At 36.2% G+C, this 24,774-nt stretch carries 19 protein-coding genes, 1 tRNA gene and 3 pseudogenes; 18 read left to right on the top strand and 5 right to left on the bottom strand.

Annotated elements, in window-relative coordinates; translation table 11 throughout:
* Positions 1-107: 107 nt before the first annotated feature.
* The 3 genes from KBP46_RS18985 to KBP46_RS18975 all read left to right on the top strand — a co-directional run bounded on the left by KBP46_RS18985 (position 108) and on the right by KBP46_RS18975 (position 6,073).
* A complete protein-coding gene (locus KBP46_RS18985; RefSeq protein ID WP_216443909.1) occupies positions 108-1,268 on the top strand; it encodes an efflux RND transporter periplasmic adaptor subunit in 1,161 nt (386 codons plus the stop codon).
* Between the two features lie 40 nt (positions 1,269-1,308).
* Positions 1,309-4,491, top strand: a complete 3,183-nt coding sequence (locus KBP46_RS18980) for an efflux RND transporter permease subunit (protein ID WP_123279189.1) — start codon at positions 1,309-1,311, stop codon at positions 4,489-4,491.
* 169 nt (positions 4,492-4,660) lie between these two features.
* Positions 4,661-6,073 (top strand): efflux transporter outer membrane subunit, encoded by a 1,413-nt coding sequence (locus KBP46_RS18975; RefSeq protein ID WP_216443908.1) that lies wholly within the window; start codon positions 4,661-4,663, stop codon positions 6,071-6,073.
* Positions 6,074-6,304: 231 nt separating this feature from the next.
* Here KBP46_RS18975 and miaA read toward each other — a convergent pair.
* A pseudogene (gene miaA / locus KBP46_RS18970) lies at positions 6,305-7,224 on the bottom strand (tRNA (adenosine(37)-N6)-dimethylallyltransferase MiaA).
* Between the two features lie 195 nt (positions 7,225-7,419).
* Here miaA and KBP46_RS18965 point away from each other — a divergent pair.
* The 4 genes and pseudogenes from KBP46_RS18965 (at position 7,420) to KBP46_RS18950 (ending at position 10,245) form a co-directional block, all read left to right on the top strand.
* Positions 7,420-8,265: a YicC family protein gene (locus KBP46_RS18965; RefSeq protein WP_062676228.1), complete on the top strand. Its 846-nt coding sequence runs from the start codon at positions 7,420-7,422 to the stop codon at positions 8,263-8,265.
* A gap of 82 nt (positions 8,266-8,347) precedes the next feature.
* A pseudogene (gmk, locus tag KBP46_RS18960) lies at positions 8,348-8,909 on the top strand (guanylate kinase).
* Between the two features lie 104 nt (positions 8,910-9,013).
* Positions 9,014-10,032: pseudogene (gene nadA, locus KBP46_RS18955) on the top strand (quinolinate synthase NadA).
* Between the two features lie 51 nt (positions 10,033-10,083).
* Entirely contained in the window at positions 10,084-10,245 is a 162-nt protein-coding gene (locus tag KBP46_RS18950; protein WP_157885796.1) for a hypothetical protein, read from the top strand.
* Positions 10,246-10,784: 539 nt separating this feature from the next.
* Here KBP46_RS18950 and KBP46_RS18945 read toward each other — a convergent pair.
* Both KBP46_RS18945 and KBP46_RS18940 read right to left on the bottom strand, forming a co-directional pair.
* A complete protein-coding gene (locus tag KBP46_RS18945; RefSeq protein WP_062676232.1) occupies positions 10,785-10,982 on the bottom strand; it encodes a hypothetical protein in 198 nt (65 codons plus the stop codon).
* A gap of 39 nt (positions 10,983-11,021) precedes the next feature.
* Positions 11,022-11,192 (bottom strand): hypothetical protein, encoded by a 171-nt coding sequence (locus tag KBP46_RS18940; RefSeq protein ID WP_157885797.1) that lies wholly within the window; start codon positions 11,190-11,192, stop codon positions 11,022-11,024.
* Positions 11,193-11,764: 572 nt separating this feature from the next.
* Here KBP46_RS18940 and thrA point away from each other — a divergent pair.
* The 8 genes from thrA (at position 11,765) to KBP46_RS24155 (ending at position 19,470) form a co-directional block, all read left to right on the top strand.
* On the top strand, positions 11,765-14,212 hold the full coding sequence (gene thrA / locus KBP46_RS18935) for a bifunctional aspartate kinase/homoserine dehydrogenase I (RefSeq protein WP_216443907.1): 2,448 nt from the start codon (positions 11,765-11,767) through the stop codon (positions 14,210-14,212).
* A 10-nt stretch (positions 14,213-14,222) separates the two neighbouring features.
* The gene (locus KBP46_RS18930; protein ID WP_216443906.1) at positions 14,223-15,149 is read left to right on the top strand and encodes a homoserine kinase; all 927 of its coding nucleotides are present in this window, start codon (positions 14,223-14,225) and stop codon (positions 15,147-15,149) included.
* Between the two features lie 15 nt (positions 15,150-15,164).
* On the top strand, positions 15,165-16,469 hold the full coding sequence (gene thrC, locus KBP46_RS18925; RefSeq protein ID WP_216443905.1) for a threonine synthase: 1,305 nt from the start codon (positions 15,165-15,167) through the stop codon (positions 16,467-16,469).
* 4 nt (positions 16,470-16,473) lie between these two features.
* A complete protein-coding gene (gene folB, locus KBP46_RS18920) occupies positions 16,474-16,842 on the top strand; it encodes a dihydroneopterin aldolase (RefSeq protein ID WP_123279180.1) in 369 nt (122 codons plus the stop codon).
* A gap of 36 nt (positions 16,843-16,878) precedes the next feature.
* Positions 16,879-18,243 (top strand): DUF4403 family protein, encoded by a 1,365-nt coding sequence (locus tag KBP46_RS18915; protein ID WP_216443904.1) that lies wholly within the window; start codon positions 16,879-16,881, stop codon positions 18,241-18,243.
* Positions 18,244-18,297: 54 nt separating this feature from the next.
* On the top strand, positions 18,298-18,807 hold the full coding sequence (locus KBP46_RS18910; RefSeq protein WP_216443903.1) for an RDD family protein: 510 nt from the start codon (positions 18,298-18,300) through the stop codon (positions 18,805-18,807).
* Between the two features lie 58 nt (positions 18,808-18,865).
* A tRNA-Cys gene (locus KBP46_RS18905) sits at positions 18,866-18,936 on the top strand.
* A 90-nt stretch (positions 18,937-19,026) separates the two neighbouring features.
* Complete coding sequence (locus KBP46_RS24155; RefSeq protein ID WP_216443902.1) at positions 19,027-19,470, top strand: CPBP family intramembrane glutamic endopeptidase; 444 nt, start codon at positions 19,027-19,029, stop codon at positions 19,468-19,470.
* A 229-nt stretch (positions 19,471-19,699) separates the two neighbouring features.
* On the opposite strand, the gene KBP46_RS18895 is transcribed toward KBP46_RS24155, so the two are convergent.
* Positions 19,700-19,954 carry a hypothetical protein gene (locus KBP46_RS18895; RefSeq protein ID WP_216443901.1) on the bottom strand — a complete coding sequence of 85 codons (255 nt, stop codon included), beginning with the start codon at positions 19,952-19,954 and terminating at the stop codon, positions 19,700-19,702.
* 474 nt (positions 19,955-20,428) lie between these two features.
* On the opposite strand from KBP46_RS18895, the gene KBP46_RS18890 reads away from it, so the two are divergent.
* Positions 20,429-21,262, top strand: a complete 834-nt coding sequence (locus KBP46_RS18890; RefSeq protein WP_123279177.1) for a glycosyltransferase family 2 protein — start codon at positions 20,429-20,431, stop codon at positions 21,260-21,262.
* A 453-nt stretch (positions 21,263-21,715) separates the two neighbouring features.
* Here the strand turns inward: KBP46_RS18890 and KBP46_RS18885 are convergent, their stop codons facing one another.
* Positions 21,716-22,156: a hypothetical protein gene (locus KBP46_RS18885; RefSeq protein ID WP_062676245.1), complete on the bottom strand. Its 441-nt coding sequence runs from the start codon at positions 22,154-22,156 to the stop codon at positions 21,716-21,718.
* Between the two features lie 350 nt (positions 22,157-22,506).
* Here KBP46_RS18885 and KBP46_RS18880 point away from each other — a divergent pair, with 350 nt between their 5' ends.
* Positions 22,507-23,058: a glycine zipper domain-containing protein gene (locus tag KBP46_RS18880; protein WP_216443900.1), complete on the top strand. Its 552-nt coding sequence runs from the start codon at positions 22,507-22,509 to the stop codon at positions 23,056-23,058.
* A 28-nt stretch (positions 23,059-23,086) separates the two neighbouring features.
* Complete coding sequence (locus KBP46_RS18875; protein ID WP_253297091.1) at positions 23,087-24,748, top strand: hypothetical protein; 1,662 nt, start codon at positions 23,087-23,089, stop codon at positions 24,746-24,748.
* Positions 24,749-24,774: the final 26 nt, after the last annotated feature.

Raw genomic sequence — 24,774 nt, 5'->3', positions numbered from 1 at the left:
TGTAATTTTTTTTGAGCAAATCATTAACACTGTTAGGAAAAAATACAGCATTTATCAAAACATTTTTTACTTACCTCTAACACTTCATTAAAAAAATTAAACCAACAATGAAATTACCTGGAAAAACAAGGTTTATTGTACTTATTGCAAGTATAATTCTTTTACAGAGCTGCACAAAAGCCGCAGAAGGAACCAATGCCGCACCTCCAGCTCCAGAACTTCCGGTTTATACCGTTATCACCTCACCCGCTACTACATATCAGGAATTCCCAACTGCTTTGGAAGGGAAAAACAACGTAGAAATCAGATCTCAGGTAGATGGATACCTGGACAGAATCTACGTAGAAGAAGGAGCATATGTAAGAGCAGGACAACCGTTATTCAAAATAGATTCAAGAAGTTATGGCGAACAGATGAATATGGCTCAGGCTAATCTTCAGGCGGCCAATGCCAATATTCAAAAAGCAAGAGTAGAAGTAGACAGACTTCAGCCGCTGGTGGCTGCCAAAGTAGTTTCTGATGTACAGCTTAAAACCGCAAAAGCCAATTATGAAGCGGCTGTAGCAGCAGCTGCACAAGCGAGAGCCTCTGTAGGAAGCGCCAGAATCAACGTAGGATTTACAACCATTACAGCTCCTGTAAGCGGCTATATAGGAAGAATTCCTTACAAAAAAGGAAGTCTGATTTCAAGAACAGATGTGAATCCATTGACATTACTATCTGATATCAGTGAAATCTATGCCTATTTCTCTTTAAGTGAGCTTGACTTCATTGCTTTCCAGAATAAATATCCGGGAGCAAGCTTAGAAGAAAAACTGAAAAATATGCCCATGGTAGATCTAGTGATTGCCGACAACAGTACTTACCCTGAAAAAGGAAGATTAAGCATTGTAGACGGCCAGTTTGACAAAACTACCGGAGCCATCAGTGTACGTGCCGTTTTTCCTAATGCCAACGGAACTTTAAGAACCGGAAATACAGGAAGAGTGCGTATGCCACAGCTGATTTCTAATGCGGTAGTTATTCCACAGGAATCTACATTCGAAATTCAGGATAAAACGTATGTCTATGTAATGGATAAAGATAAGAAAGTAATGGGAAGACCTATTAAAATTTCAGGAAAAACTGATAGCTATTACTTTATTTCTGAAGGGCTTAAGCCTGGAGAAAAAATTGTATTCACAGGAATTGGAAACCTGAAAGACGGTGCTTCCATCAAGCCGAAAAATATTTCTTCGGACAGCTTGTTAAAAGCAAAACCATTATAGTCCTTTTAGAATACAGAAGACTTAAAAAAATAAACTTCTTATGTTAAAACAATTTATAGAAAGACCGGTCCTTTCAACGGTCATCTCCATAATACTCTTATTATTGGGAGCTTTGTCTCTCTTTAATTTACCGATTGCCCTTTTCCCGGACATCGCTCCACCAAGCGTTCAGGTAACGGCATTCTACCCTGGAGCCAATGCCGAGGTCGTAGCCCGTTCGGTAGCCACTCCTATTGAGGAAGCTGTAAACGGGGTTGAGAACATGACTTATATGACCTCAAACTCCAGTAACGACGGTACCATGACCCTGAGTGTTTTCTTCAAACAGGGTGCCGATGCAGACAATGCGGCAGTAAACGTACAGAACCGTGTATCGAAAGCGATGAGTCAGCTGCCTCAGGAAGTGGTACAGGCCGGGATCTCAACCCAGAAGGTTCAGAACAGTATGATTATGTTCATGGGACTGACCAGTGAAGATGCAAAACAATATGATGAATTATTCCTTCAAAACTATCTGAAGATCAATGTTATTCCACAGATACAGCGTATTCCGGGGGTAGCACAGGCTCAGGTATTCGGGACAAGGGATTATTCCATGAGAATCTGGCTGAAACCGGATCGTCTGGCGGCTAATAATCTTTCTCCACAGGAAGTTTTGGGAGCCATTAAAGACCACAATCTTGAAGCTGCTCCGGGCCGTCTTGGACAGGGAAGTAAGGAAACTTACGAATATATCCTTAAATATAAAGGAAAGCTGAATAAGGGTGAAGACTATGAAAACATCGCCATCAAAGCAAACAGTGATGGATCTTTCTTAAGATTAAAAGATGTTGCAAGAGTAGAATTCGGTTCTTATACCTATACTGCGACCAACAGGGTAGACGGAAAACCGGTTGCCGGATTTGCTATTCTGCAGACAGCCGGATCCAATGCCAACGAAATCCTTACGGAAATTGAAAAGCAGGTGAAAGTAATGGAAACCACTCTTCCAAAAGGAGTGAAGCCAATCATCATGTACAACTCTAAAGACTTCCTGGATGCTTCTATCCATCAGGTTGTGGAAACACTTGTTATCGCCTTCATCTTGGTATTTATTGTAGTATTTATTTTCCTTCAGGATTTCAGATCTACCTTAATTCCGGCTATTGCCGTACCCGTTGCGATTATAGGAACCTTCTTCTTCCTGCAGTTATTTGGTTTCAGTATCAATATGCTTACGTTATTTGCATTGGTACTCGCCATTGGTATTGTAGTGGATGATGCCATTGTGGTGGTGGAAGCCGTCCATTCTAAAATGGAACAGACAGGAATGCCTGTAGAGCATGCTACCATGCACTCGATGAGTGAAATTTCAGGAGCCATTATTTCCATTACACTGGTAATGTGTGCCGTGTTTATTCCGGTTGGTTTCATGCAGGGGCCTGCAGGAGTTTTCTACAGACAGTTTGCTTTCACATTGGCGATTGCGATTTTAATTTCAGCAGTGAATGCATTAACATTAAGTCCGGCATTATGTGCGATGTTCTTAAATGATCCTCAGGGAGAACATGGGGAGCACGGTCATAAAAAAGGTTTTGGAGCAAGGTTCTTCAATGCTTTCAATGCGAGCTTCAACAGCATGACCAGAAAATATATTTACAGCCTTAAGTTTTTAATTAAAAACAAATGGGTTGCGATAGGAGGTCTTGTTATCATCACAGCAGCAAGTGTATTTTTAATCAAGAAAGCGCCGTCAGGATTCATTCCTACGGAAGACCAGGGATTCGTATTGTATGCGGTGAATACTCCTCCGGGAAGTTCACTGGAAAGAACCCACAGAGCTACGGCTCAAATTGATCAAATAATTAATGGTGAAAAAGCAACCAACCACCTTTGGGTAGCGGACGGGATGAACTTCATCAGTAATGCCAACGCTTCTCCCTATTCTGCAGGTTTCATTAAGCTTAAAGATTATGACAAGCGTGGTGAAATGAAAGATCCTGATCAGATTGCTGCAACATTGACAGGTAAGGTAAGCCAGGTAAAAGATGCCAACGCATTCTTCTTTAACTTCCCCACTGTACAAGGTTTCGGTAACGTTTCCGGATTTGAATTCATGCTTCAGGACAAAACGAATGGTTCTTTTGAACAATTGGGAACAACCACTCAGCAGTTTATCGGAGAACTGATGAAAAGACCTGAAATTGCTTTTGCCTTCACAACGTATGCCGCAGGAAACCCTCAGTATACTATTGATGTGGATACTGATAAAGCTAACCAGCTGGGCGTTTCTGTAACAGAACTGATGCAGACCATGCAGATTTATTTCGGAAGCAGCTTTGTATCAGATTTCAACAGATTCGGGAAGTATTACAGAGTAATGGCTCAGGCAGATATTCCTTACCGTACGGATGTTAATTCACTCGAAGGAATCTATGTAAAAAATAAATCGGGAGAAATGGTTCCTGCCAAAACTCTGGTTACTCTAAAAAGATCTTTCGGTCCTGAAACAGTAACAAGAAATAACCTTTTCAATGCTGTTACGATTAACGGAACTCCGAAACCTGGTTACAGTACCGGAGATGCCATCAAAGCGGTTGAAGAGGTTGCTCAACAGTCACTCCCAAGAGGATATGGATATGAGTGGACAGGGATTACCCGTGAAGAAATTAAAACAAGCGGACAGACTGCTTTTATTTTCTTCTTAAGTATTCTATTCGTTTACTTCTTACTGGCAGCCCAATATGAAAGTTATATCCTTCCGTTTGCTATTATTCTTACCATTCCAACAGGGATTTTCGGAGTATTTGCCTTCACAGGATTAGCAGGAATTGATAACAATATTTACGTTCAGGTAGGATTGATCATGCTTGTAGGACTATTAGCGAAGAATGCCATCCTGATTGTAGAATTTGCCGTACAGAGAAGAAAAGCCGGTAAAACATTGATAGAATCTGCACTTCAGGCATCAAGATTACGTTTAAGACCGATCTTAATGACCTCTTTTGCCTTCATCGTGGGAATGCTTCCACTGGTATGGACGCAAGGTGCTTCTTCAAAAGGAAACCACTCTATCGGTTACAGTACCGTAGGAGGAATGCTTACAGGGGTAATCTTCGGGATCTTTATCATTCCGGTAATGTATGTAGTGTTCCAGTACCTGCATGAAAAAATGCCAAGCAGAAAAAAGAAAAGACTTCTGAAAAAACAAATGGAGGAAGAACTTTTAGCTGCTAGTCACTAATAAAAAAATGAATGACAAAAACTTAGAGAAAATTTTAAGATCATAGGTTTACCTATTTACCTGCCTGTTCTTAATGGTTTTAAAAACTAACTATTTTCTCCTACTAAAGAAATTTTTGCATCAACAGAAACCTCTCTAAGTTTTGTCTTCAATTAAAAGTTTAAAAACTATGAAACGAGTAAAAAATATTATTCTAACATTTGTGCTGGCCATCGGCTCTGTTTCGTGTGTGTCTAAACTGGCCTACACGGAGCCTGAGCTTCCACTTCCGGAAAAATTCCAGTACACTGCCACTGCAGACACAGCCAGTATAGCTAACCTGGAGTGGAAACAGTTTTTCAGTGATCCTATTTTACAGGGACTGATTGAAAAAGGAATTAAAAATAATTATGATCTTCAGATTGCCTTAAAGCAGGTGGCTGCTTCACAGGAAAAACTGAAACAGGCAAAATATATGCAGTATCCGGATGTTGGGTTCGGAGTAAGCGGACAGATTTCAAGACCATCCAAAAACAGCATGAACGGGCAAAGCTTAAATTTATTTTTAGGCTCGAGCCATGTTGAGGATTATAACGCAGCCTTCAATCTTTCATGGGAAGCAGATATCTGGGGAAAAATCAAAAACCAGCAGGAAGTTTCAAGAATGCAGTACCTTCAGACCTATGAAGGTTCAAAAGCAGTTCAGACTCAGGTAGTAGCAGCTATTGCACAAGGGTATTATAACCTGTTGATGCTTGACAGACAACTGGCGATCGCAAAATCCAATCTGGAACTGACCAGCAATACCCTTTTAATGACCAAAAAAATGTGGGAAAGCGGCGATAATACTTCTTTGGGAGTTCAGCAGGCCGCAGCACAGAAACAGGCTACAGAACTTCTGATAGCCCAGCTGGAGCAAAATATTGCCATCCAGGAAAATGCACTGAGTATTCTGGTTGGAGAACTTCCCAATAAAGTCGACAGAACCATTGAAATGTCTGATACTTCACTGCCTCAAAACATTACTGCAGGACTTCCGGCAGCTATGGTAAGCAGAAGACCAGACGTTCGTCAGCAGGAACTGGTTTTATTAGAATCCAATGCAATGGTAGGAATTGCTCAGGCAAATATGTATCCTGCATTGAAAATTACCGCGAATGGTGGAGTAAATTCATTCAAATTTGATAACTGGTTCCAGATTCCGGCTTCGTTATTCGGATCGGTTTTAGGAGGAATTACCCAGCCTATTTTTCAGAAAAGACAATTGAAAACAGATCTGGAAGTAGCCAAAATTCAAAGAGAAAAAAATGTACTTGCATTCCGTCAATCGGTATTAAATGCTGTGGGAGAAATTTCTGATGCTTTGGTTTCCAATGAAAACTTAAAAGTTCAGGAACAAAAAGCGACAGAACAGGCAACTACACTGAAAGATGGGATTAAAAGTGCACAACTTCTTTACAAAGGAGGTTCAGCCAATTACCTGGAAGTGATTACAGCACAGGGGAATTCCCTACAGGCAGAGTTGAATCTGGCTTCCATAAAAAGACAGAGATTAAGCAGCATTGTAGATTTATACAGAGCTTTAGGCGGCGGTTGGAAGTAGTAAATTAAATTATATTTGTTTTAAGATGCGGTTCTTTTCAGAGCCGCATTTTTGTATTGTTTCTGTTTATCTACAATATGAATTTAAACTTGGATTCCTAAGGAATGACACAATGTATGGATAAATGAAGCGTCCGGTTTGTCATTCTGAATGGAACAAAGTGGAATGAAGAATCTTTAAAACAATCGATGAGATTCTTCCTTCGTCAGAATGACAAACTAAGTGCTTAATTTATTCCTGAAATTGCTCAGCAATCCATTTTAACAGAGCCTCAAAGTCTTCCTGAGAATATCCTAATTGCAAATAATGAATATCGTCCGCCTTTCTGTACCATGTCAATTGGCGTTTTGCATATCTGCGGCTGTTCTTTTAATTTCCGAAACCGCAAAATCAAGATCCCATTCTCCATCGAAATATTTGAACAGTTCAGCGTAACCTACAGTATTCAAAGCTGTCAACCCTTTGAATTTCTCAAGACTTTTAACCTCATCCAGCAAGCCGTTCTCCATCATGATATCCACTCTGCGGTTAATTCTTTCATATAATTCTTCCCTTGGAGCTTCTATCCCGATTCTGATGACATTAAAATCTCTTCCATTTTGAGAAACCGAAATATGTTCAGAATATTTTTTATCCGTCTGCCATATAATATCAATAGCTCTCAACAGCCTGCGGTGATTGTGAATATCCACCACACTGAAATATTCAGGATCCAGTTCTTTTAAAATCTCCTGAAGTTTTTCAATTCCCTCCTGCTCCATCATATTTTGAAGCTTTTCCTGGTTTTCAGCATTGGCTTCCGGAAGATCATGCAGACCTTCTATCACCGCTTTTTCATACATCATGCTTCCTCCAACAAGAATTACCGTGTCATGAGCAGTAAAAAGTTCATTGAGTTTCTGAAGAGCATCTTCTTCATACTGCCCGATAGAATAATACTCTTCCACTGAAAGATTTCCGATAAAATGATGAGGTGCCTGCCCCAGTTCTTCTTCCGAAGGGGCGGCAGTCCCTATTTTCATTTCTTTAAAAAACTGGCGGGAATCACAGGAAATAATCTCCGTATTGAAATGTTTCGCCAAATCAATTGCCAATCTTGTCTTTCCTATTCCGGTGGGTCCTACTACAGAAATTAAATTTTTCTTTTTCACAGCGCTAATTTACGAAAATGGGTTTATTTAATTTGCTGGAAGATGGAAGCCTGAGGTTGGAGGTTAATTAAATCTCATTATATATTTACAACAACCTTCCAGCTTCTCGCCTCCATCTTCCAGCCATTCAACATTAGTTAAACTATAGACTTAAATGTTTATCTTTGTAGAACAATAAAAAACTATGATTTATCAATGACCGGATTCGGTAGAGCCGAAGATGTTTTTGAAGGAAAAAAAATTACTATTGATATTAAATCTCTGAACAGCAAGAGCTTTGATTTAAATATTAAAATTCCTTTACGTTATAAAGAAAAAGAATTTGAAATCAGAAAAATTCTTAACGATAGAATTATCCGTGGAAAAGTAGACTGCTACGTTAATATCGAGAATCTTGAAGAGTCCAACGATGTAAAAATCAATAAAAACTTAATTGACTCTTATATTAACGAACTTAAAAACATAGCTTCTGACGGTCCCAATTTCGAATACCTTAAAATGGCAGTAAGACTTCCTGATGCCATCACTTCAAGACCTGACGAATTAACGGAAGGTGAATGGGAAGCTCTGGCTAAGATTGTCAATAATGCCGTAGACAGATTCGAAGAATTCAGAAGAACTGAGGGTGGTATCTTACACGAAGAACTCAACAGAAATATTCAGAATATCGACAAATATCTTAGCGAAGTGATTCCTTTTGAAGAAGAAAGAATTGTAAGCGTGAAAGAACGTTATCAGAAATCCTTGAAAGAATTTGAAAATGTTGATGAAACACGTTTCTATCAGGAAATGGCCTATTTCACTGAAAAACTTGATATTTCTGAAGAAAAGGTAAGACTTGCCCAACACCTGAAATATTATAAAGAAGTAATGGACAATGAGTCTTTCAACGGAAAAAAACTGGGATTTATTTCTCAGGAAATCGGAAGAGAAATCAATACACTGGGTTCTAAAGCCAATCACGCAGAAATCCAGAAACTGGTGGTGATGATGAAAGACGACCTTGAAAAAATAAAAGAACAAACGTTAAACGTATTGTAACGATAGATACGGGGTACGAGATGCGTGTTTGTTCTAAGAATAGATCACCAAACTCGAAACCCGTAACCCGAAACCCAAAAAAATGGATAAAGTAATTATATTTTCAGCACCATCAGGGAGCGGAAAAACTACATTGGTAAAGCATTCACTGGAGACATTTCCTGAACTGGAATTTTCAATTTCATGTACGACAAGACAGCCAAGAGGAAGTGAAGTACATGCCGTAGATTATCATTTTCTGACACCGGAGGAGTTCAGACAGAAAATTTCCGAAGATGCTTTTGTAGAATATGAAGAAGTTTATACTGACAAATATTACGGTACTTTAAAATCTGAAGTGGAGAAAATCTGGAATCAGGGAAAAGTTGTTATTTTTGATGTAGATGTAAAAGGAGGCATTTCATTAAAAAATACTTCGGTGAAAAAGCGTTGTCTATTTTATAGAACCGCCTTCCATTGAAGAATTGGAACGAAGATTGATCTCCAGAAACACAGATGATGCAGAAACCATAAAAACCCGTGTCGCAAAGGCAGAAGAAGAAATGACCTACGCCAGCGGGTTTGACAAGATCGTGATTAATGAAGATCTTGATGCAGCTAAAAAAGAAATAGAAAGTTTAATAAAAAGTTTTATCAGTAATTAATGGCTGGAAGATGGAAGAAGGAGGATGGGAGTAAAATACTACACTCAAAATCTAACTTCTAATTTCTAACCTCTAGCTTCTGATCATAAAAAATTGAGGTTGATATGAGTACCGAAACATTAGAAAAAGCTAAATCTGCAATTCCTGTCAGAGGATTTCTGGATATAAAAGATATTGCTATTCCTCAGGGTGAAGAATTGGTGAAGGCCATTCTCAAACTGAAAGAAGAAAAAAATGCGGTTATTCTTGCCCATTATTACCAGCCCGGAGAAATTCAGGACATCGCAGATTTCCTTGGAGATTCTTTACAGTTGGCAAGACAGGCTAAAGATACCAATGCTGACATGATTGTATTCTGTGGAGTACATTTCATGGCAGAAGCCGCTAAAATTCTGAATCCAACTAAAAAAGTAGTTCTTCCTGATACCATGGCCGGATGCTCTCTGGCAGATGGATGTTCAGGAGAAGGACTGAGAAAAATGCGAGAGCAGCACCCGAATGCTTTAATTGCTACTTACATCAACTGTAATGCAGAAACTAAAGCTGAAAGTGATATTATCGTTACAAGCTCCAATGCTGAAACAGTAATTGAAGCCCTTCCTAAAGACAGACCCATTATTTTGCACCTGACAAAAACTTGGGAAGATACCTTTCTAAGAAAACAGGCCGCGATATGATCCTTTGGGATGGAAGCTGTGTGGTACACGAAGCATTTTCAATGGAAAGAATTGCCCAGCAATTGGCTGACAATCCGGATGCAAAACTGATTGCACACCCTGAAAGCGAAGAAGCAGTTTTAAAACTGGCCCATTTTATCGGTTCCACTTCTGCCCTTTTGAACTATGTAGAAAAAGATGACTGCCAGAAATTCATCATCGCTACAGAAGAAGGAATTCTTCACGAAATGAGAAAACGTGCGCCTCAAAAGGAACTGATTCCTGCATTGGTTTTTGATGAAAGCTGTAATTGTTCAGAATGTTTCTATATGAAACGTAATACCATGGAAAAGCTGTATTTATGTATGAAATATGAGCTTCCAGAAATTCTTATCGACGAAGAATTAAGATTAAAAGCATTAAAACCTATTGAAGCGATGCTTGATCTTTCCAAAAGCATAAAATAATTTTTTTATCACAAATATTTATTATATTTAAAACTTAAACTAATAATAAATATGAAAAATCTAAAAAAATTAGACAGAAGAAGTCTTAAAAATGTAAACGGAGGAAGTAACATATGTAACTTAAACTGCGAAATACATGAAACCTGCGGAGCGGGATGTAATGGAGAATTAATCTGCGTACCCAGAGGAATGTATATTCCGGATAACTGTTAAAAAAATAAAGCACTGTTTTTACAGTGCTTTTTTATTTTATTATGCAGTGATTGCAACAAAGCAATCAGCACTCACAACAACGCACATTCTGCAATTTTCGGACAATGTCCAATATGCATCGCACGAAGGATCACTGGAAGAGCCTGGTCCAAAAACCAGATGGGTAGGACAACCATCACACCTTGATATACCAGCACCTTTCATTTGTTCCAAATCTCTTCTGTTCAGTTTCTTTAATTTTTTCATAAAGTCAAATTATCTTTTAAGAAACTCCTCCGTCCACACATTCCATACTTACCAGAACACACATCTTGCAGTGGTCAGGAAGTCCCTGATAAGCAGAGCATGGATATTGATATTCAGGTCCATCTCCAAACGTAGCATTTTGAGGACACCCTGCACATCTTGAAGGACCTGCTGCTCCATTTAATTGTTCAAGTTCTTTTCTGTTTAATTTTTTAGATTTTTCATAGTAGTTTTAAATTAAATTTTGATTTTATGTTCTTATAACAAATTGATGGTTTTTACATACTATTTTTCTAGCCTTCGAGAACCATACAGCTGCCTGGAATGGATGGATCATAAGGAAAAAGATAAAGACAAACTTTACGTCCTTTGAGATCTGTGCATATTGCACAACCTTTCGGTCCACAATCAAGATCTACCGCACAGCTGTCTCCTGTCCCTCCGATAATAGCTCTTAAGCTTTCTCTGTTTAATTTTTTTGAATTTTTCATAGTATTTTAATATTTAAATTGAGTTTAGTCTATTCAATACTACAGCATTGGTGCATAGCAGGTTCCTCCCGGCTTCAGCCAGCATCCCCAATTCCCGCCTCCACGGAAACAAACAAACTGCTCGCCTCCACAGGCTTCAATCTGAATATCAGTGAAACCACCTTTGATGTTCTTCTTGTCTTCCCTTGATAATTTTTTAATTGTTTTCATATGGTAATAATTTGGTATTCTGTAATAATGAATTCATGATGTAAATCAGTAAGGACCAAAGCATTCAAAGCTTACTAACACTCTTCCTTTACAGCACTCAGGTAATGCATAATAATCAGCACATGACCTTGGCTCGCCTGGTCCGTATGGGCCGGCAGGACAATTCTCAAAACAGTCATTCACATCTCCTCCAGTGATTGATTTCAGATTTTTTCGGTTTAATTTCTTAAAATTTTTCATGATTAATTTCTTATTAGTTAATATTATAAATGTAACATTTTAATCAATTACACCAAAATATATCTCATAAAAAGGAAATATAATTTTATTTTGTTAAAAACTTGTCTGTTTCAAAATTATTTGTACATTTGTTCTGTTACAATGAATTTTTAAGAAACATATCTGATATTTCTGCTCTGAAATCACTTATTTCAGGCATATCTTCTGTTTCTACATTTGGCACTACAACAATTACCCCATAACGGGGTAGATTTTCACATATTATTCCCGGTACCCGTACTCTTTTTTCAAAGAGTAACCATTTCTATTTACCCAACTTCAAAAAATAATTGATGAAAGTTTTAAAATTCGGCGGAACATCAGTCGCCCATTCTCAGAATATATTACTGGTGGAAAAAATCATACAAAGAGAATCTTTAAAGAGCAAAGTTGTTGTTATTGTATCAGCACTTCATGGTGTTACTGACCAACTGATTAAAGCTGCGGAATATGCTTCTGTAAAAGATGAAAATTATATTCAAACGGTTCAAAATCTTGAAGAAAAACACATAAATCTGGTAAAAGAACTTTTTCCAATCGCAGAACAAAGTTCATGGTTAAGTTTTGTAAAAAAACATTTTAATGATATCGAAGAGCTCTGCAACGGAATTGCTGTTCTTGGTGAATTGACAGACAGAATTAAAGATAAAATTGCTTCTTACGGAGAATTTCTGTCTTCAAATATTATTGCAGCAAGACTCCAACAAGAAAAATTAGATTGTATATGGATGAATTCTGCAGAGCTGATCAGAACAGACAGTAATTTCACCAATGCAAAAGTAAATTTTAAATGGACTGATAGTAACATTGTCAATTTCCTGAATAAAACCCCCAACCGCATTATTTTAGGCCCTGGGTTTATTGCTCATGATGAAAAAAATAATACAACCACATTAGGAAGAGGAGGTTCCGATTATACTGCTTCTATTATGGCGGCGGCCGTTGATGCAGAAGAACTTCAGATCTGGACAGATGTAAGTGGGATGATGACTGCTGACCCACGGCTGGTTTCCAATGCTAAACCTATTTCTGAAATTTCTTATCATGAAGCAATGGAACTATCACACTTTGGGGCAAAAGTGCTTTATCCACCTTCTATTCAGCCTGTGATGGTAAAAAACACAAACCTGATCATCAAGAATACTTTTGATCCGGATGCGTCAGGAACTTTAATTTCTGATCAACTGAAATGCTCAGAAGATACAAAGCAGATTGCAGTAGGAATTTCAAATATGAACAATATTGCCCTGCTTACCCTTGAAGGCAGTGGAATGGTAGGAATACCCGGAATTTCAGCAAAATTATTTCAATGCTTAAGCCATGAAAAAATAAATGTAATTCTTATCACACAAGGATCTTCAGAACATTCTATCACCATTGCTATTGAAGAAAAAGAAGTTTTGCGTGCTGAAGATGCTATCAACTCTTCTTTTGCAGATGATATTAACCTTAAGAGAGTCTATGATATAAAGATTGAGACAGAACTTTCCATTGTAGCTTTAGTAGGAGAAAATATGAAAAGTAGAAGTGGTGTGAGTGCAAAAATGTTTGGATGTCTCGGAAATAATGGAATCAATATTAGAGCGATTGCACAAGGGTCTTCAGAAAGAAATATCAGCATTGTCATTTCAGAAAAGGATAGTAAAAAAGCAGTTAATGTGCTTCATGAGGAGTTTTTTGAATCTGAAATAAAGCAAATCCATCTGTACATCTGTGGAACAGGAAATGTAGGTTTAAAACTGATTCAGCAGATTTATAACCAAAATGATTATTTAAAAGAAAACTTTTTGATCAACCTGAGAATTGCAGGCATTTCCAATAGCCGTCATATGATGTTTTCAGATCAGGGAATATCAAAAAACAGCTATGCTAATTGGGAACAACATGGTGAAAAAGCCTCTGCCAGAGAATTTGCTGATGAAATTATCCGTCGAAACCTTAGAAATTCGGTTTTCATTGATGTAACAGCAAGTGCTGACATTCCTGAAGTGTATGAAAGCTTATTAAAAAGAAGTGTGAACCTCGTAGCCTGTAATAAAATTGCAGCTTCTTCAGATTTCAAAAAATATAAAACTTTAAAAAATACCGCGCGAAACCACAGCTGTAATTTCTATTTTGAAACCAATGTAGGAGCTGGGCTTCCGGTCATAGGAACCATTAATGATCTCATCAAAAGCGGAGATCAGATTCAATCCATTAAAGCTGTACTGAGTGGAACATTGAATTTCGTATTTAATGAGTATGACGGCAGCAGAACATTCTCTGAAGTTGTGGCACAAGCTCAGAAAGAAGGATATACAGAGCCGGATCCAAGACTTGATCTGTCCGGAACGGATGTAGCCAGAAAAATTTTAATTCTGGCAAGAGAGGCAGGATATCCGCTTCAGTTTGAAGATATTGAAAACATTGGTTTTCTGCCTGAAGAATGCATGCAGGGAAGCGTTGAAAGTTTTTACGAAAAGCTTACAGTATATGAAGATCACTTCAAAAACTTATTGAATAAAGCTAAAAGCGAGGGCAAAATATTAAAATATGTCGCAGAATTTGAAAACGGAAAAGCCAAGGTAGGCTTGCAGCATATTGCTCCGGAAAGTGATCTGTTTCACTTATATGGAAAGGACAATATTGTCATTTTTAAAACGCTGAGATACTCTGAGCAGCCTTTGGTTGTAAAAGGAGCTGGTGCAGGAGCTGAGGTAACGGCAAGCGGAGTTTTTGCAGATATAATCCGTTCTATTTAAAAACAGAGTTATGAAAAAAGTAAAATTAAAAGTCCCGGCCACCGTGGCCAATCTGGTTTGTGGATTCGATATTTTAGGAATGGCAGTCCATGATCCTTATGATGAGATGGAGTTCAGATTATTGGAAACTCCTGACATTATTATAAAACATACAGACTCTTTCGGACTTCCTGAAGAGCCTTCCAGCAATGTTGCCGGGATTGTTCTCTTACAAATTCAGGAACACCTTAATCTGAAAAACGGCTTTGAAGTTATTATTCATAAACATATAAAGCCCGGAAGCGGGCTCGGCTCCAGTGCGGCAAGTGCCGCCGGAGCCGCTTTCGGAGCCAATATATTATTAGGAAACAAACTTTCCAAAGAGGAAATGGTCTATTTTGCCATGTTTGGGGAAGAACTTGCTTCAGGAGTGCGCCATGCAGACAATATCGCACCAATCATCTATGGCGGAATCACCTTGGTAAAATCTACCGAACCAATTGATATCATCCCTCTGAACAGTCCTGATTTATTCGTAACCGCCGTTCATCCGCAGGTGGAAGTTAAAACCTCAGATGCCAGACAAATTTTAAAGAAAAATATCACCTTAAAAAGCGCTGTTGAACAATGGGGAAATATAGCCGGACTTGTAGCCGGGATTCAGAAAAATGATTTCCCGTTGATTGGCAGAAGCCTCAACGATGTGATTATAGAACCTATCCGTAGTATTCTGATTCCGAAGTTTGACGAAATCAAAGAAAAAAGCTTACAGATAGGATCTTTGGGAGGAGGAATTTCCGGATCAGGACCTTCCATTTTCATGCTGTCTGAACAAAAAGAAACGGCAGAAAAAATTGCTCAGATGATGAAATCAGTCTATGATGAAATTGATATAGAAAGTTTTGTATATGTATCAAAAATAAATCCGGCAGGAATTCAGATTGTTGAAGAAAATTAACCTTAAAAAACAGAAATGAAATATTATAATTTAAAAGACCATCTGGAAAAAATTGATTTCAGAGAAGCAACAATAAAAGGCCAGGGAAAAGAAAAAGGGTTGTTCTTTCCTGAAAACATTCCTCAGTTTAATGAAGAATTTATTCAAAATCTTCATCAGTATTCCAATGAAGAAATTGCATACAGATGTATGAAAGACTTTGCAGGAGATGACATTCCTTCGAAAATACTCAAAGAAATTGTAGCAGAAACCGTGAGTTTTGAGATTCCTTTAGTAAAAATTAATGAACAGATATCTATATTGGAGCTGTTTCATGGTCCTACTCTGGCTTTTAAAGATATTGGTGCGAGATTTATGAGCCGCTGCCTGTCTTATTTTCTGAAAAATCAGCAGAAACAAGTAACTGTTCTTGTTGCCACTTCCGGCGATACCGGAGGTGCTGTTGCCCATGGATTTTATAAAATTCCGCAGATTAATGTCGTTATTTTATATCCTAAAAACAGGGTAAGTCCGGTACAGGAGAAACAGTTGACAGCATTAGGAGAAAATATTTCGGCTATAGAAGTCAATGGCAGTTTTGATGATTGTCAGAATCTTGTCAAGCAGGCTTTTTCAGATGAAGAAATCAACAGTCAGTTATTTCTGACGTCTGCCAACTCTATCAACGTTGCAAGATGGCTTCCCCAGCAGATTTATTACTTAATAGCTTTGAAACAATGGATTCAACAGCATAAAGAGCATCCCGTAATCTGTGTACCAAGTGGTAATTTCGGAAATATCTGTGCCGGGCTTTTGGCTTATTTCAGAGGTTTACCTGTCAGCCATTTTATTGCGGCCTGTAATGCTAACCAGGTAGTTCCTGACTATTTTAAAACTCAAAACTACCAGCCCCAAAAAGCGATTGCTACTCTATCCAATGCTATGGACGTAGGAGATCCGAGTAATTTTGTACGAGTTCTGGAGCTTTTCGGGCATCAGTTTGAAACTGTAAAAAATAAAATTTCGGCTTATTCCATTGATGATGACCAAACCATGGGCACTATCACAGAAGTTTATGCCAAATACGGATATGTTCTGGAGCCTCACAGTGCCGTAGCCTTTGCGTCAATGGAAAAATATCTAAAAGAAAATCCCAATCAAAAAGGATTTATCCTGGGTACTGCTCATCCGGTAAAATTCCCTGATGCAGTGGAAAAAGCAATTCATACTCAGATTGAAATTCCTGAATCGTTGAATGAGCTCATGAAAAAGGAGAAAAAAACTGTAGAAATAAATTCAGATTTTGAAGAATTAAGACGATTTTTGCTTCATAAAATCTGAAGCAATGAGCAAAATATATCTTGAAGATGTAAGAATATACGCGTACCATGGTGTACTTCCTGAAGAAAATATCATCGGTACCTATTATATTCTGAATGCAGAACTTCATACCGATCTGTGGAAAGCAGCCACTTCCGACGATTTGCATGACACGATAAGTTATGCAGATATCAACAATATTCTTCACGGTGAAATGAAAATAAAATCCAAATTACTGGAACATGTAGCAGGAAGAATCATCACAAAAATTCATGACAGCTTTCCACAGGTCGATTATATTAAATTAAAAATCACCAAAACAGCTCCACCTATGCAGGGAGAAATGAAAGGTGCAAGTATTGAGTTGGAAAAAAGCTTTAAACCAGAAAATTAAATTGCTTATTTTCGTTTCATTAAAAAAACATACAAATTGAAATTCGTTAAAATATTATTTTTAGTAGCGGGAATCAGCGTTTTTGGTCAAGCTGGTGTTGACAATCAGTTGGCGGCTTATAACTTTCCGAAGATCAGATCCAGTATTACAATGCCTGTGACCATCCCCCTTTCGGAACTCAGCAACATGATCAATGCTTCCGTGAAAGATCTGGTGTACCAGGATGATTCTTATACAGACAATAATAATGATCAGTTTAAGGTAAAAGTTTGGAAGACCAGACCTATCCGCCTTGTAGGAGGAACCAGCCAGAATCTGCTGATTGAAGTTCCTTTAAAAATATGGGCAGAAAAAGGAATTGGTACACTAGGAGTATATACCTATCAAAATACCACTTTCGAAACGGTAATGTCTTTCAATACCACTGTTACTTTTAAAAATAACTGGACCATTACTACGAATACCAGGCCCAATGGCTTCAGATGGGTAACAAAACCTGTTCTGGACTATGGAAGAATACAGATTCCTATTACCTCCATTGTTGAAAAAAGCTTAAAAGAGCAACAGGAAAAATTCTGTAAAACTATTGATCAGCAAATGGCTACACAGCTGAATTTCCAGCAATATGCCTTGATGGCATGGAATACTTTCCTTCAGCCCTTCAATATTTCTGAGGAATATAATACATGGCTGAAAGTAAGTCCTGTAGGTGTCAATATCACTCCTTTAAAGTTTTATGGAAACCAGATCAATGCTACTCTTGGTGTGGATATCTTTTCTGAAACTTTTACAGGGAATAAACCTGCCGCCTCTTCCCCGGTAACCAGTGTTGCCAATTTTAATACAACCCCTACAGTTGCTGACAAGTTTATTCTGCAGACTACAGCCAATATTCCTTTTACAGAAGCAAGCAATATGGCGAGAAAAACTTTCCTGAATAAGGAATTTGATATTCGCGACTCCAAAGTAAAAGTAACAGACATCAGAGTGTACGGTGTTGATAATAGAGTAGTTATTGAGGCTCAGACTGATGGCTATATAAAAGGTACTTCTATTATTTCAGGAATTCCGGTGTATGACGAAACCAAAAGAAAAATTGTATTGTCAGAAACCAAATTCAAACTGAAAACTACCAATATTCTGCAGAAAACCGCTTCCCTCCTGTTTCAGGGGAAAATCGTAAAAATGATTGAAGAAGAATATGGTATTCCAACTCAGGAACTGGAAGAAACTTCAAGAAAAAGCATTGAAGAAGCCTTCAACAAAGAGTATTATAAAGGATTAAAGATGAACGGAAAAGTTTTCAATCTTAAACCTAGTAAAATTCTGCTCAGTAATACAGGAATTACTGCAGTTATTGATACGAGTGCCTCATTAAAGCTTCTTGTCAATGGGTTCTAAAATTTTAAACTTAAAACTAAACTAAAAAACTAAACCAAAAACTAATAACCGACCATGAGAAAATATTTAGTAATTGTAGATCGAAACAGAGCTGAAAAGCTGACCAGATTTGCTAATTTTATTATTGACAGAGTTGTAATCTCAGTTTTGTTTCTTGCTTTAGGTTTTATTGCTTCGTTACTGTACAGCCTTGCCAATATTGACTTTCTTATCAACATTGTTTATAAAATGTCTGAAATGAATAGATTTCTTGATATACTGATAACCTCTCTTATCTACTTTATGTATACTTTTTTGATAGAATATTTTACTAAAGGACGATCCATAGGCAAATATATTACTGGAACAAAAGTTATTTGTATAGATGGGACTGAGCCTACTTTTAATGATTATCTCATCAGGAATATTTCAAGAATTGTTCCTTTTGATACGCTTTCCTTTTTCGGAGAAAATGGCTGGCATGACAAATGGAGTGAAACAAGGGTAATTAACATGAAAAATTATCAGGCTGAAATTCAAGCAAAAAGCGAAATTGAGGATCTTGGAAAGAAAGAAATTGCTTAAAAACTTTTGTTCATAAAGAAATTTTACTATATTTGCACACCTCAAAAATGGTAAAAATGGTACTTTGGCCGAGCGGCTAGGCAGTGGTCTGCAACACCATCTACAGCGGTTCGAATCCGCTAGGTACCTCAAAAAAACCTCTAAATAATTTAGAGGTTTTTTTGTTTTTATACTTTTAGCTTTTTTAGTATTCCATTCTTTTTATCATCAATAGAACCTATGAAAAAATTACTAGTCTTCTTCTTCATTTCATTTGCTCTTGCTCTGTTGAATGGATATTTTTTTAATTTCCTTAATGATACCTATTTTCATTTTGATGTCAATCAAAATAGAAACAAGAATATTTCGAAAGAAGAACTAAACTTCATTGCAATATTTTTCGCCCCTTTTCTGGAAACTTTTTTATTTCAATATCTCCCCTACCTAGTTTTAAGCAAATGGATGAGAATCAGGAATAGAGTACTTTGTATTATCATCATGAGTATCATTTTTGCCTCCATGCATTATTATAACGGGCTATATATTGTTATGACATTTTTTGGAGGCATCATTTTAAACAATCTTTATATTTATTACTTCAGGCACGCCCATGCCTACAGTTTTATGCTAACAGTATTCTTTCACGGGTTATTCAATCTGTACGGCTTTTTATTTATAATGTAATATAACCTGCCTCTTTTAATGATATAAAAAAAGCCCTTCAGATCACAGAAGAGCTTGATAAATAATGTAAAAAGTAATGATGGATAGAAAATTATCTCCTTCAAAAATAGAGGATTAATCCAACATACTTTTATGAGTAGCGTCATATTAGGGCAAAAAAAAATCCTCGGAAATTCCGAGGATAAAAACTAATAACCATGAAAACTCAAATTAAACATGAGTTACATTTCTATATTGAAAAATCGTGCCAAGAATAATGATTTTGAGAAAAAAAATTATTTTCTTGTTGTGACACAATTTTCACCAATTCAACATTTAAAACAGATTTTACTGATCGTTTAAAAACCTCTTCATAATTACCTTTAATAATTTCAGATAAATCTAATGCTCCGGCAAAAGTATTAAAAAAAAATAATTTACATTTTAATAAAATAAAATTTACATTCAAGACATAAAAAAAATTTAAAAAGAGCTGATCTGCCATAAAAGTATTTCTAATAACAAATTGGCACACTCGCCACATCCATCAAAAAAAATATTAATCATCATGATATAAAAGATCATATCAATCCTTCATATAAAAAGCCCCCAGAAATGGAGGCCTCAAAAAACACAAATGATGAAAAAAAATTTTATATCAGAGATAAAAATTATTTTATCTATTAATTCTTAGCCAAAGATATACCAGTCTTTTTTTTTATTTTATGAGTATAATCATAAAATTATTATTTCTTTTAAATACGGAATTTTCAGGTCACACACTTTATTTCTCAAAAAAAGACAATAATCAAAATCTACATGATAATGATTAGCTTGGTGAAATATCTTATTCTTAAAAAAACATAACACACTCCCTGGTGTGCAAAATATAAGAAAAAAAAATCAAATATATAATGACTGAAGTTATGTTTTCCGTATATATTATTTTATAATTTTATACTATAAATTCAAAAAGACCGTGGCAAATTTTTCTATACTTATAGCAAACTATAATAATGGAAAGTATTTCAAGGAGTGCTATCATTCATTAATCAATCAAACCTATGAAAACTGGGAGGTAATAATTATTGACGATGCTTCTACAGACAATTCGGTTGAAATTATAGAGTCTCTGATCAAAGATGACTCCCGCTTTAAGCTTTATCATAATGCTCTTAATGAAGGCTGTGGATCTACGAAAGCCCAATGCATGAAATATGCTCAGGGAGATTTATGTGCGTATCTTGACCCTGATGATGCTCTTCATCCTGAGGCACTGGAAAAAGTAACACTGGAATTTACAAACAGAGATGATCTTGCTGCCGTATATTCTCAAATGATACTTTGCAACGAGGACCTTGTTCCGGAAAAAATCTATACAGGTACTAAACAAATTTATAACAATCGCTATTTCTTCAACTATCCTATTCAGTTTGCCCACTTTTTCACGTTTAAAAGGGAGATTTATTTAAGAACTAAAGGAATTAATCCGAATCTGAAAAATGCGGTAGACCAGGATCTTTATCTGAAAATACTGGAGCAAGGGGAAGTAAAATACCTCAAAGAACCTTTGTATCTCTACCGACTCCATTCCAATGGAATTTCTCAGGATAAAGCAAAACAAAGTGCAAAAGATTCTTTTGCAAGAGTAATCCATGAAACGATGAAAAGACGGGGAATAAAAACCATTAACAACAAAATAGTTCCTGAGTTTTTTACCAGTTCAAATGAAATTTTTAATCTTCTGAATTACCAAACCAACAGAATGCACCGCATCATGAGTAAAATAAAAGTTACTTTAGATAATATATAAATCAAAGGCTGCTCTATTTGAGCAGCCTTTGATTATAAAATATGGAATGAAATTGTTTGTAATAAAAGTATCCGTTTTTGAACAATTATTATATGCGTAAAATCATAAAAAGCAATAAAAATGAAAAGGCCTCCGTCAGGAGGCCTAAAAAACACAAATGATGAAAAAAATCTATTTAGAAAAATCCAAACAGAATATTGTAGAATCATTCAGCATCACCAATATATTTTACATTTTCTAAGCAGAAAATATAATACAATATCACAACAGAAGAATGAATACTTTATATTAGAATCAAGCAGCCCTCCGAAGAATAATCAAAAATAATCCGCATTACGAAAATGCTTATAGGTCATACTCAATCTAAAAACCATATAAAATTATTGAATGATTGAAAATATCTCCATCTCTGGGATGGGTAAATTTAGCTAAATATTTGTTTGCTCACAAGGCTTATTCTTCCCAAATGATCGGAATATATATGGTAATATATCCATCAGAATCTACCTGTGCATCAGAAACTGTTGCAACTACTGTTCCATAGCCAACCCATCCTCCTTGTCCCTGCATTGCCGAAAAGGTATAAGTTCCCGCAGGAAGACCATTATAATATTGTGGAACAGATTGAAATCCGCCACTATAATATGTATCATACACTTCTCCGGTCGTCATATTTTCTGCAAGGAAACTTCCTACATCATAATTTCCTGACAGAATTTTTGTTCCGTTTTTAGAAAGAAGGCCATACCGGATCTTATAAGTCTGAGTTATTGGTGATTTATCAGCTATTTCTGAACTGCCTTTATGGGGTTCTGTTATTTCCTTGAAGGAAAACGATGTTGTAACAGCCAGCAATCCAATAAATGCTGATACTGTAAAAATTGATTTTTTCATATTAAAAAGTAATTTGGTATTCAAAAATACTCAACTTATATGAATTTAATAAAAACTATCAATGAAATAAAATTTACAAATACTTTTAAAAACAAAAAAAGAAAATTGAAAGCATATGTATAATGTTTACTTTATTTTTTTATCCTAAAAAATCATACAACCTAAAATAATCAACCTTTATTTTTCAACCTTTGAAATCTACCATCAATAGTACAAAACTGATCATTATATAAAATTAACTCTCTTTTCAATTATCACTTTTAACACTTATTAACTAAAATTTGGCTTCATAATTGAAAATAGAATTAAAATCAAAGTCATTTTGGCTTTATCGTATTAAAATTTGAATTATGAGAAAGATAGTATTAGCAGGTTTTTTATCCGTCTTTTTAATGACGGCCTGCAAGAAAGATGACAGTGTTGCAGAAAAGTCACTGGAAGCACAGAAACTTGAATTTCAGGCCAGACAACTTGAAATAGAAAAACAAAAACTGGCTATTGAAAAGGAAAAAATGGTATATGAAGCGCAGAAAAAAGCAGATAGTATATCAGAAAGCAAAAAAGCGAGAGCTGCTGCTGAAAATAATTCAAAACCACAGGTGATCAGAGAAACACGAACAATATATAGAGACAGAAACTCTAATTCTGGCTCAGGAAGCAGCAACGGAAGTTATGCCAATAACGGAAGTGGTACATCACAGGGAACTACTCAGAAAAAAGGATGGAGTAAAGCTGCCAAAGGGACCGTAATTGGTACTGTAGGTGGAGCTGCTGTCGGAGCCATAGTTGCTAAGAAGAACAGAGGATTGGGAGCTGTAATCGGAGGTGTTGTAGGTGGTGCAACCGGATATACCATTGGTAGATCACAAGATAGAAAAGACGGAAGGGTACAACCCCGCTAATAAATATTTTAATGATAAAATATAAAGATTGCTTACTTTTAAGCAATCTTTTTTTTATGATAATGATTCTGTTTTCTTCCATTTTCATCATTCCTGCCCTGATGGGCTGGGGAAAGATCATGGAAAATATATGGGGAATTTTATTTCAGGGGATCTCTGGAAAAATTTTAGCCGGAATTATGGGAATCAGTATTATATGGACAGTGATTTCTTTTTTATTCCCTTAAATATCGAGGTGGAAGTACCTTCAATACTATTGGGACTATTTTCTTTCTTTATAAATAAACTTTATCAGGACTTTCGTCAATTTTCAAAAAAGGATTTTATAATATTAAGTGTAAGTTCTCTGACTGTTATGTTCGCAGGGTCTTTCTATCCTTATATATTGGATCATTTTGGGTATTATATTCCTACATTGAAATGGCTTACAGAATATGGACTTATAAAAGGCATCTCGAATATAGACCTCACCTTAGGACAAATGTCTGTCTGGCATATTTTTCAGGCAGGGTTTTCGAATTTTTCTGATCCATTTTTAAGAATCAATTCTATACTGCTTATCATCTACAGTATGTATAGTTTTGAAAAAAAAAACTGGATACATCTTTGTTTTCTGCCCATCTTATTACTGTTTTCACAGTCTCCTAGCCCGGACCTTTCTGTGATTATCTTTTCGGTTATTATTTTAAATGAAATTATAGCTGGAAACAGAAATATCACGCTCCTCTTTGCATTTTCAGTTTTTGTCTTTACCATAAAACCTACGATGATATGGCTTCCTATTTTGGTTTTCTTAAACTTTGTTTTTATTTTTAAAAGCAACTTTAAACAATTTCTTTTAGGGAGTTCAATTCTGTTTTTATTCTTCGTTAAAAACATCTGGACATTCGGATATCCTGTCTTTCCTATAGCAATAGGAGATCTGGGGCTATCCTGGAAGCCCAATTCCGAAGTTTTAAAAATTTCTTCTCAGTTCGCGATCATGAAAACCTATGATATGCAGTATACCTATGAGGAAATCCAAAATTTTTCAACATGGGATTATATCAAAAACTGGTTTTCTCTGGAAGGAATAAAATCCAAAATCAATATTATCTTTATTCTGAGCTTAATTATTTTCATAGTATTCGCCTGGATAAAAAAGAAAAAACTTATCACCCTGATCTGCATTTCATTGTTGATAAAAAGTATAATAGTTCTTGCATTTTCAGCCCAGTACAGATTTTTTACAGATGTCTTTTTTGCAATATCCTTTATTTTATTTTACGACTATTTTGATCAGAAGAAATCCATTATTGTCTTTTCAACACTTAGCTTATTCTTTATTTCAATATTAACTTTTCCGGGAATTATTCAAAAATATATTCCAAGTTTCCGGGTGGGAAGTTTTATGGCCGGATTTGAAAAAGAGCAGATATACAAACCTTCAACCTATGAATATCAGCGGTTTGACAGATTTAAAGTAGGGAATTTAAAGTTTAATGTTTCTCAACATTACCCCTATAGTTTTGATACTCCACTTCCTGCAATTACTCCGGCTTATCTTTTTGATGATGTAAATGCAGGTATTTTTCCACAGCTTTCAGATAAAAATGATATTAAAAAAGGGTTTATCCCGAAAAAAATGACTTCTGAAGAAAAAGAGGAAGCCCAGAAGGTTATCAATACTATCAAAAACAATGATAAATAGAACAAATCCAGAAACTTTATTATCTG

It is taken from the genome of Chryseobacterium sp. PCH239 (assembly GCF_018924625.1).
In the GTDB taxonomy this organism is placed as follows: domain Bacteria; phylum Bacteroidota; class Bacteroidia; order Flavobacteriales; family Weeksellaceae; genus Chryseobacterium; species Chryseobacterium cucumeris.
This window is presented reverse-complemented; position numbering and strand designations above follow the sequence as displayed.